The following is a 1392-nucleotide window of genomic DNA, read 5'->3' as shown; positions in this document are numbered from 1 at the left end:
GCCTTCCGGTCTGTCGTGTCAACCCCCTTAAGGGGATGTGGAGATGGTTTGTAAATATTGTGATCTAGCTACAAGATTTCTTTCGTAGAAATTTGCTCTTTGATCTCCCTTTGGCGGCTCATGGTGTGCCGCCGAGTGATCACAGGAGTTGTGATGAGGCTCAAGGGGAGATGGGGCCCGGACTCAGGGGGGCGGGCAAGACCCTCGCGCGCCGTGCTGAGACGCACGGCGTTGGCGGTTGCCGTGGTGCTCGCGGCCGAGACGGCGCTGGTGTCGTTGGGGTCCGGGGCGGTGTTCGCTGCGGACTCGGGGACCACGGAGGTGGCGGCGGCCGCGGATACGAAGTCGGCCGTTTCGTCGGCGGATTCGGTGGCGGCCGCACTTTTGATGGCCCGCCTGCAGGACCGGAAGATCGAGGTGACGTCGGAGCGCACGGAGACGTCAACGACGTACGCCCTGCCGAGCGGTGAGCTGCAGACGTCCACGTATGCCGGGCCGGTCCGGCAGCAGGTGGACGGCAGTTGGCGCGACATCGACACCACGTTGTCGGACAGCGGCTCGGTGCTGGAGCCGGAGGTGGCGGCTGCCGATATTCAGGTGTCGGACGGCGGGGACACGGCGCTGGCGTCGGTGGCCAAGGGGGACAAGTCCTTCGGCATGGGCTGGGAGTCGAAGCTGCCGGCCCCGTCGGTGAAGGGCGACACCGCCTCGTACGACCTGGGGGGCGACCAGACGCTGACGGTGACGGCTCTGGCCCAGGGTTTCAGCCAGAACGTGCTCCTGGACACCGCTCCGGAGGAGGCTCCGGAGTACCGCATTCCCTTGGACTTGAAGGGAATTGAGCTGTCTGTGGCCGACTCGGGCCATCTGCTTCTCAAGGACTCCGACGGCAAGCTGGTGGCCGAGGCGCCGGCGCCGATGATGTGGGACTCCTCCAAGGGCGACGCTTCTGGCGAGTCCGAGCATCAGGCGAAGGTGGCGACGAAGGTCGAGACCGCCGCCGACGGCGGCCAGACGCTCGTGCTGACCCCGGACGCCGACTACTTCACGCAGGATCTGACCTATCCGGTGACCGTGGACCCGACCTCGACCCTGGCGGTCACCACGGACACTTGGGTGGCCACCAACTACACCGACTCGCAGGTCTCGTCGACCGAGCTGAAGTCGGGTACGTACGACGCGGGCACCACGAAGGCGCGCTCGTATCTGAAGTTCGATGTGTCAGCGTTCAAGGGCAAGCACATCACCGACACGAACCTGGCGCTGTACTCGTACTACTCCTCGACCTGCCAGACCACCGGGGCGGGCACGCAGGTACGGCGGATCACCTCGTCGTGGTCGTCGTCGGACATCACCTGGTCCGCCCAGCCCTCCACCACGACCACGGGTGCG

General features: G+C 65.8%; 1 protein-coding gene. It reads left to right on the top strand.

Annotated features, from left to right (window positions below; all coding sequences use genetic code 11):
- Positions 1-153: 153 nt before the first annotated feature.
- The coding region (locus ABD357_RS36250; protein ID WP_344395529.1) for a DNRLRE domain-containing protein at positions 154-1392 on the top strand (1239 nt) is incomplete at its 3' end.

The organism is Streptomyces vastus, assembly GCF_039532825.1.
In the GTDB taxonomy this organism is placed as follows: domain Bacteria; phylum Actinomycetota; class Actinomycetes; order Streptomycetales; family Streptomycetaceae; genus Streptomyces; species Streptomyces vastus.
This window is presented reverse-complemented; position numbering and strand designations above follow the sequence as displayed.